Annotated in this window: 7 protein-coding genes; 4 read left to right on the top strand and 3 right to left on the bottom strand. The window is 73.4% G+C overall.

The genetic code is table 11. From position 1 onward, the window contains the following. A partial coding sequence (locus HCN56_RS09750; RefSeq protein WP_167969259.1) for a phosphotransferase occupies window positions 1-637 on the top strand: 637 nt, incomplete at its 5' end. 74 nt (window positions 638-711) lie between these two features. On the opposite strand, the gene HCN56_RS09745 is transcribed toward HCN56_RS09750, so the two are convergent. Then, window positions 712-1,317, bottom strand: a complete 606-nt coding sequence (locus tag HCN56_RS09745) for a PNPOx family protein (RefSeq protein WP_167969256.1) — start codon at window positions 1,315-1,317, stop codon at window positions 712-714. Window positions 1,318-1,537: 220 nt separating this feature from the next. After that, on the bottom strand, window positions 1,538-2,206 hold the full coding sequence (locus tag HCN56_RS09740; protein ID WP_167969246.1) for a response regulator: 669 nt from the start codon (window positions 2,204-2,206) through the stop codon (window positions 1,538-1,540). Window positions 2,207-2,545: 339 nt separating this feature from the next. Between HCN56_RS09740 and pdhA the strand changes: the two genes are divergently transcribed. The 3 genes from pdhA to HCN56_RS09725 are packed head-to-tail and all read left to right on the top strand — an operon-like array spanning window position 2,546 to window position 6,436. Further along, the gene (gene pdhA, locus HCN56_RS09735; protein ID WP_167969237.1) at window positions 2,546-3,946 is read left to right on the top strand and encodes a pyruvate dehydrogenase (acetyl-transferring) E1 component subunit alpha; all 1,401 of its coding nucleotides are present in this window, start codon (window positions 2,546-2,548) and stop codon (window positions 3,944-3,946) included. A gap of 1 nt (window position 3,947) precedes the next feature. Beyond that, window positions 3,948-4,931, top strand: coding sequence for an alpha-ketoacid dehydrogenase subunit beta (locus HCN56_RS09730; RefSeq protein ID WP_167969228.1), 984 nt, complete (start codon window positions 3,948-3,950; stop codon window positions 4,929-4,931). Window positions 4,932-4,948: 17 nt separating this feature from the next. Next, on the top strand, window positions 4,949-6,436 hold the full coding sequence (locus HCN56_RS09725) for a dihydrolipoamide acetyltransferase family protein (protein WP_167969218.1): 1,488 nt from the start codon (window positions 4,949-4,951) through the stop codon (window positions 6,434-6,436). 132 nt (window positions 6,437-6,568) lie between these two features. Here the strand turns inward: HCN56_RS09725 and HCN56_RS09720 are convergent, their stop codons facing one another. Then, entirely contained in the window at window positions 6,569-8,221 is a 1,653-nt protein-coding gene (locus tag HCN56_RS09720) for a serine hydrolase domain-containing protein (RefSeq protein WP_167969207.1), read from the bottom strand. Between the last annotated feature and the right edge of the window lie 12 nt (window positions 8,222-8,233).

The raw sequence follows: 8,233 nt of genomic DNA, 5'->3' as shown, positions 1-8,233 counted from the left end.
GCAGGGCGCCGGGGCCGTCGCGCCCGGCGCCCTGCCCAGCTCGCCGGGGACGGCGGGGGAGTCGGCGCGCATCGAGGACACCTACGCGGTGATCGACCAGCTACTCGCCCGCATCCGCCGCACCCCCCGCCGCACCAGCTTCGACGAACTCGCCGAGCACCGGCTCCTGGAACGGCGGGCCATGCTCCGCGTCCACGCCCACCGCCGGCCCGGCCGCGCACAGGTGCCCGCCGCCGGATGGGTCCACGGCGACTTCCACCCGTACAACCTGATGTACGGCGCGGACTCCACGGAGCCGCTCGCCATCATCGACTGGGACCGGTTGGCGATCCGACCGCGCGCGGAGGAGGCGGTGCGGGCGGCGGTCATCTTCTTCCTCCGGCCGGACGGCAGCCTGGACCTCGCCAAGGTGCGCGCCTACGCGCGGGCGTACCGCGCGGCCACCGAGGCCGACGGCGAGGAACTCGCCGCGGCGACCCGGCGCGTCTGGTGGGAGCGGCTCAACGACTTCTGGATGCTCCGCTGGCACTACGAACTGCGCGACAACCGGGCCGACCCGCAGTTCGCGGCGGTCGCGGCGCTCATCGTCTGGTGGACCCGCAACACCGCGGCGGTCCGCGACGCCTTCAGCGGCTGACGGTGCGGGTGGCGCCGGAGACGGCGCGGGCGGACGGCCGGGGTGAGCGCCGCCGGGCGCCCGGCGGCCGCCGATCAGGGAGCAGCGCGGTGCACCGGGCCCGACGCCTCGGCCGGCGTGCCCACGCCGGTCGCCGCGGTCGGCTCTTCGGCAGAAGCCGCGGGCTCGGCGGAGGCTGCCGGCTCGGCGTCCTCGGCGTCCTCGTCCGCAGCGGCGGTGGGCGGCCGGACCGTGGCGAGCATCGGGTCGAGTCGCGCGTAGAGGGTGCCGGGCGGATCCTCCGGCGGCTGGTCCGCGGCCGCTCCGGCGTTCTCGGAGCGAGGCGCCGGCACGGTGCCCGGCGTCAGCTCGGCAGGGCGCGCGCCGGAGCGGTCGAAGGCGGCGCGTTCGGCATCCGTGGGGCGCACGGTGCTGACGGGGCCGACGAGTTGCACGCCCGGCGCGTGCTCGCTCCACTCACCCTCCGGGTGCGCGTGGTACGCCAGGACGGTGCCGTCCAGTACGCGGCTCTCGATCTGCCCGGAGGGTATGCGCAGCAGAACGCTGCCCCGGATGACGAGGTGCTGGGCGACGAGGACGAACGGCAGCGCGCGCCGGGTCACCGCGGCCCTGCCGTGGGTGGCGTTCGGCAGCAGCCGCAGCGCCTCGGCGAGCTGGTCGGACGGGCGGTACGCGGGCATGCATCCAGCCTGCCCGCCCCGGCGGGGCCGGTGGGGCCGGGAAAGTCCCTGATCGACGGACGATGGTCCCGGATCAATCGGGCTCTTCGTGCAACCGGTGCCACAACGGACATCGTGCGATTCGCGGATCAACCACCGGAAGCGGTGCGCACCGGGCGCCCGCCGACGCCGGTGGAGCCGGGCCCGGCCGGCGCCCGCGGCGGAGCCGTCCGGCCCCGGCTCACTCCGCCCGGCGCGGGCGCTCCGCCTGGAGGCGGGCCACATAGGCCGCCGCCTGCGACCGCCGCGCCATCCCCAGCTTGGCCAGCAGGCTGGAGACGTAGTTCTTGATGGTCTTCTCCGCGAGGTGGAGCCGTTCGCCGATCGCGCGGTTGGTCAGCCCCTCCCCGATGAGGTCCAGGATGCGTCGCTCCTGCTCGGTGAGGTGCGAGAGCCGGTCGTCCTCCCGGCCGTCGCCGTCCCGCAGCCGCTCCAGGACCCGTTGGGTGGCGACCGGGTCGAGGAGGGACTTCCCGGCCGCCACGTCCCGGACGGCGGAAAGGAGTTCGGTACCCCGGATGGCCTTCAGGACGTACCCGGAAGCCCCCGCCATGATCGCGTCGAACAGCGCTTCGTCGTCCGCGTAGGAGGTCAACATCAGGCAGGCGATCGACTCGTCGCGAGAACGGACCTCCCGACAGACTTCGACACCGCTGCCGTCGGGCAGGCGCACGTCGAGGACGGCCACGTCCGGCCGGGCCGCGGGGATGCGCGTCAGGGCATCGGCCGCGGTCCCGGCCTCGCCGACCACCTCGATGTCCTCCTCCAGGGAGAGCATCTCGTGCACGCCGCGCCGGACCACCTCATGATCGTCCACCAGGAATACCGTGATTTTTCCGTCTTTCGGCACTCTGCCAGTGTCACACAGGGCGTGCCTCGCCGCCGCTCTTCCCGTAACCCGGTTGGGCGGGTTACGGTGCGCGTGTCCTTCGACGGCTTGCGAGGCTGTGACCAGCACCGTTCCCGACGCCGCGTCGAGGTACTTGGTCATCCAGGTATTTTCGCAGGTCAGGGGCGCTTATCTCAGCGCAGTGGCTATGGGTACCGTGCTCTGTAGCGGGCCATCGACGCGACAGACAGTCACGCTCGGTACGTCCGCCGCGCACCCACCCCGTGCGCCGTACGGACCGGGCGAGCCGCACTGGCCCACCCGGAAGACCCCGGTGGCCGGACCGACGGAGGAGCACACGTGACCGTGGATAGCACTGCGCGCGCGACGACGCGCCGCAGCGGCGTCAAACGCACCACCAAGAAGACGGCCTCGAACGCGGAGACGGCCACGGCCGCGTCCCCCGAGGAGTCCACCGGGGCGGGCGCAGCCGCGAAGTCGACGAAGTCGGCCGGCCGGACCGGCACCACCGGCAAGAAGACGGCGGCCGGGAAGGCCCCCGCCAAGAAGGCCGCCAAGCGCACCCCCGCCGGGGCGACCGCCACGAAAACCACCGCGAAGAAGAGCCCGGCGAAGAAGGCCGCGCCCGGGAAGACCGCCGCCGCCGTCGCAGGCGACGCGGAACGCCCCGAGATGGTGCAGCTGCTGACCCCCGAAGGGCAGCGCGTCGAACACCCCGACTACGCCATCGACCTCGACGCCGACGAACTCCGCGGCCTCTACCGCGACATGGTGCTGACCCGGCGCTTCGACGCCGAGGCCACCGCGCTCCAGCGGCAGGGCGAACTCGGCCTGTGGCCCTCGCTCCTCGGCCAGGAGGCCGCCCAGATCGGCTCCGGCCGCGCGCTGCGCCCCGACGACTACGTCTTCCCGACCTACCGCGAGCACGGCGTCGCCTGGTGCCGCGGGGTCGACCCGACGCAGCTCCTCGGCATGTTCCGCGGCGTCAACAACGGCGGTTGGGACCCGAACGGGAACAACTTCCACCTCTACACCATCGTCATCGGCTCGCAGGCACTGCATGCCACGGGCTATGCCATGGGCATCGCCAAGGACGGCGCCGACTCCGCGGTGATCGCCTACTTCGGTGACGGCGCCACCAGCCAGGGCGACGTCGCGGAGTCCTTCACCTTCGCCGCCGTCTACAACGCGCCCGTCGTGTTCTTCTGCCAGAACAACCAGTGGGCCATCTCCGAGCCCACCGAGCGCCAGACCCGCGTGCCGCTGTACCAGCGCGCGCAGGGCTACGGCTTCCCCGGTGTCCGGGTGGACGGCAACGACGTCCTCGCCGTCCTCGCCGTGACCCGCGCCGCCGTCGAGCGCGCCCGCACCGGCGAAGGCCCCATGCTGGTCGAGGCGTTCACCTACCGGATGGGCGCCCACACCACCTCCGACGACCCCACCCGCTACCGCTCCGACGACGAGCGCGAGGCGTGGGAGGCGAAGGACCCGATCCTGCGCCTGCGCACCTACCTGGAGCGCGAGCAGCTCGTCGACGACGCCTTCCTCGCCTCGATCGACGAGGAGAGCGACACCATGGCCAAGCGGGTCCGCGAGTCGATCCGCACCATGCCCGACCCGCCCGCCATGTCGATGTTCGACAACATCTACGCCGACGGCCACGCGCTCGTGGACGAGGAGCGCGCCCAGTACGCCGCGTACGCCGCCTCCTTCGCGGACACCGACGAGGAGGGCCGCTGACATGGCACCCGGTGAGAAGCTCCCCATCGCGAAGGCGATCAACAGCTCGCTGCGCAAGGCCCTGGAGAACGACCCGAAGGTCCTCGTCATGGGTGAGGACGTCGGCAAGCTCGGCGGCGTCTTCCGCGTCACCGACGGACTCCAGAAGGACTTCGGCGAGGACCGCGTCATCGACACCCCCCTCGCGGAGTCCGGCATCGTCGGCACCGCGATCGGCCTCGCGCTGCGCGGCTACCGGCCCGTCGTGGAGATCCAGTTCGACGGCTTCGTCTTCCCCGCGTACGACCAGATCGTCACGCAGCTCGCCAAGATGCACGCCCGTGCCCTCGGCAAGATCAAGCTGCCGGTCGTCATCCGCATCCCCTACGCCGGCGGCATCGGCGCGGTGGAGCACCACAGCGAGTCCCCCGAGGCGCTGTTCGCGCACGTCGCCGGCCTCAAGATCGTCACCCCGGCCAACTCCTCGGACGCCTACTGGATGCTCCAGCAGGCCATCGAGTGCGACGACCCGGTGATCTTCTTCGAGCCCAAGTCCCGCTACTGGGGCAAGGGCGAGGAGGTCGCGCAGGGCATCCCGGCCCCGCTGCACCGGGCCCGCGTGATCCGCGAGGGCACCGACCTGACCATCGCCTCCTACGGCCCGACGGTGCGCACCGCGCTCCAGGCCGCCGACGCGTCGGCGGAGGAAGGCCGCTCGGTCGAGGTGCTCGACCTGCGGTCGATCTCCCCGATCGACTTCGACACCATCCAGGCGTCGGTGGAGTGCACCGGCCGGCTCGTCGTGGTCCACGAGGCGCCGGTCTTCTTCGGCTCCGGTGCGGAGATCGCCGCCCGGATCACCGAGCGGTGCTTCTACCACCTGGAGGCGCCCGTGCTGCGCGTCGGCGGTTTCCACGCGCCGTACCCGCCGGCCCGCGTCGAGGAGGAGTACCTCCCCGGCCTGGACCGGGTGCTGGACGGTATCGACCGCGCCATGGCGTACTGAGAAGGCCGAGGAGAGTCATGACAGTGACCGCCGTACAGCGCGTCCGCGAGTTCAAGATGCCCGACGTCGGCGAGGGGCTCACCGAGGCAGAGATCCTCAAGTGGCTGGTCCGGCCCGGCGACACCGTCACCGATGGGCAGATGGTCGTCGAGGTGGAGACCGCCAAGGCAGCCGTCGAACTGCCCATCCCCTACGACGGTGTCGTCGCCGAGGTCCGGTTCGATGAGGGCACCACGGTCGACGTGGGCGCCGTCATCATCACGGTCGACACCGACCCCGGTGCCGGCGACCCGCCGGCGGCCGACGCCGGGGCCGCCGCCGACGCCTCGCCGTCCGATGCTCCGGAGGGTGACGAGGAGGAGGGCGGCAAGCGGCAGCCGGTGCTCGTCGGCTACGGCGTTGCCACCGGCACCGCCAAGCGCCGCCCGCGCAAGGCCACCGCCGCGGCACCGGCCGAGACCGCCCGCGTCCCGGCGCCCGCGCCGGCACCGGCCGCACCCGCACCGGTCGCACCCGCCGCACCCGCGACGCCCGCCGCGCCTCAGGGCGCCTCGCGCAACGGCGCCCCCAACGGTGCGGTCAACGGCACGCACGGCGCCCGGCCGCTGGCCAAGCCGCCGGTCCGCAAGCTCGCCAAGGACCTGGGCATCGACCTCGCGACGGTCCTGCCCACCGGCCCCGAGGGCACCGTCACCCGGGACGACGTCCACGCCGCCCACGCGGCCGCGGTGCCGGCGCCCGCCGCCCCCTCGGCCGGCGACGGCGTGACCGCCCCGGCGGTGGAGCCGCAGAGCCTGACCGCGATCCGGGAGCGGCGGGTGCCCGTCAAGGGCGTCCGCAAGGCCACCGCCGCGGCCATGGTCCACAGCGCCTTCACGGCGCCGCACGTCACCGAGTTCGTCACGGTCGACGTCACCCGCACGATGAAGCTGGTCGGCAAGCTCAAGGAGGACCCGGCGATGGAGGGGCTGCGGGTCAACCCGCTGCTGCTCGTCGCCAAGGCGCTCCTCGTCGCGATCCGCCGCAACCCGGAGGTCAACGCCTCCTGGGATGAGGCCAACCAGGAGATCGTCCAGAAGGACTACGTCAACCTGGGTATCGCGGCGGCCACCCCGCGCGGGCTGATCGTGCCGAACATCAAGGACGCCGGCTCCAAGACCCTCGCCGAACTGTCGCTCTCGCTCTCGGAGTTGGTCGCGACCGCGCGTGAGGGGCGCACCGCCCCCGCCGACATGCAGGGCGGTACGGTCACCATCACCAACGTCGGTGTCTTCGGCGTCGACACCGGCACGCCGATCCTCAACCCGGGGGAGTCCGCGATCCTCGCCTTCGGCGCGATCAAGGACATGCCCTGGGTCCACAAGGGGAAGATCAAGCCGCGCAAGGTCACCACGCTGGCGCTCTCCTTCGACCACCGGCTGGTCGACGGCGAGTTGGGCTCCAAGGTGCTGGCCGACACGGCCGCGGTCCTGGAGCACCCCAAGCGGTTGATCACCTGGTCCTGACGGACGGTCCCCGCGCGCGGACACCGCCGCCACGGCGTCCGGGAGGGGGGCGGCACACGACATCGTGTGCCGCCCCCCTCCGGCGTTCCCGGGCACCTCCCGCCCGTCACCGCCGCGGTCCACCGACCCGACTCACCGGCGTGCCCGTCGCGGGTGCGAGAACACCGCCGTGGCGGTGCGCGCCGCGATGAGCAGCGCGCAGGTCACCACCACCGCCCAGAGCGCCACCGCGATGTCCGGGGCCCACAGCCAGACCCCGTGGAGCCTCAGCCCCCAGAGCCCGGGGAGCACCCACCCGGCGGTGACGGCCAGCGCTGCCGCCGGCCCTACCCACGCCGCCCACACCGCCACCGTGCGCCACCCGCTTCGAGGTGCGGGAGTCTCTCCCGGAGACGCGCCGTCCCGCCTGCCCGGCCCGCTCCGCCGGAACACCCCGCGCGCGGTGGCACCGAGCAGCGCCGCCGGAACCAGGACCGCGAACCCGAGGCCGACCAGCAGCGCTCCGTAGACCGGTTCCCCTCCGCTGTGGACCGGGGTCTCGCCGTGCGCCAGTGCGACCAGCCCGAAGCCGGTCTCCAGCAGGGCGCTCTCCTGGAACGACCCGTAGGCGTTCTGCAGCAGGACGACGGCCTGTCCCTTCTCGGGCAGCAGCAGTACGGCGGCCTGGTAGCCGGGGGTGGCGCCGCCGTGCCACACGACCCTCCCGTCGCCGGGGACGCCGATGTCGGTGGTGGGCCAGTTCCGCCAGCCGAGGCCGTAGTGGCGGTCGTCCCCGGTGGCGGTCGCCGGGCTGTGCGCCAGGGTCCGCTCCTCCCGGGACACCGGGGGCGGGGCGTCGGCCTCGTCGCCGTGCGGGCTGTCGAGTTGGGAGCGCGCGTAGGCGGTGAGGTCGTGCAGCGTGCCGCCGAGGTACCCGTAGCCGACGCCCGCCGGGTCGAACCCGGTGCGCATCGCCACCGGCTGGCCGAGCACGTAGCGGTGGCCCGGCGGCAGCCGGTCGCGGGCGTCAGCCGGGGTGGTCACCGCGTCGACCATGCCGAGCGGTGCGAGGACGTGGTGGTCCAACGAGGTGGTGAACTCCTCGTCGGTGACCGCCTCGACCACCGCGGCGAGCAGCAGGTAGTTGTGGCTGGAGTAGTGGTGTTCGCCGCCCGGCTCGGCGACCGGCGGCAGCGCCGCCGACCGGCGTGCGACGGTGGGGGGCCGGCGGTCCGTGTCGTGACGGTCGGTGAGGTGGAGCCCCGCGGGGAGACCGCTGGTGTGGCGCAGCAGGTCCCGAACGGTCGGCTGCCCGTCGTCGTCCGTGCCGTACCAGGGGAGGTGGGCACCGACGGGGTCGGAGAGGTCGAGTCGTCCCTCCTCGGCGAGGCGCAGCACCAGGGTGGCGGTGACCGGTTTGGCGACGGAGCCCCACAGGAACGGCGTGTCCTCGGTGACCGGGGCGCCGTGGCCGTCCTCGCCGAACGCGCCGCTGTGGTGCACCCCGTCGGGGCCGATCACGGCGTAGGCGGCGCCCGGCACACCGGTGGCGGCCATCCGCTCCTGGACGTATGCGCCGGCCTCGTCGGCAGCCTCGCCGACGCTGTCGGCCTCGGTGGGAAGGGCCGGTGCGGCCGCCGCCGCGTCGGCGGGGCCGGGGGCTGACGGCGCCGCCGCCGTCAGCAGGAGAACGCAGCCGAGAGCGGGCGCAACCGGGAGCAGGAGCGCGGCGCGCCTGGGGTGCCACGGCCGGGCGCGCGGGCGATCGGCCTGCCCGGGAACGCCGCGCTTAAAAAGTATGGGCATACCAAAAACCTT

The organism is Streptomyces lonarensis (assembly GCF_012033735.1).
Lineage (GTDB): Bacteria > Actinomycetota > Actinomycetes > Streptomycetales > Streptomycetaceae > Streptomyces > Streptomyces lonarensis.
The sequence above is the reverse complement of the archived record's forward strand: the minus strand, read 5'-3'. Positions and strand labels throughout refer to the sequence as shown.

Coding starts and splice junctions, on each gene's coding strand:
- HCN56_RS09730 (WP_167969228.1), top strand. CDS start 3,948: ATGGCACCCGGTGAGAAGCTCCCCATCGCGAAGGCGATCAACAGCTCG.
- HCN56_RS09720 (WP_167969207.1), bottom strand. CDS start 8,221: ATGCCCATACTTTTTAAGCGCGGCGTTCCCGGGCAGGCCGATCGCCCG.
- HCN56_RS09725 (WP_167969218.1), top strand. CDS start 4,949: ATGACAGTGACCGCCGTACAGCGCGTCCGCGAGTTCAAGATGCCCGAC.
- HCN56_RS09745 (WP_167969256.1), bottom strand. CDS start 1,317: ATGCCCGCGTACCGCCCGTCCGACCAGCTCGCCGAGGCGCTGCGGCTG.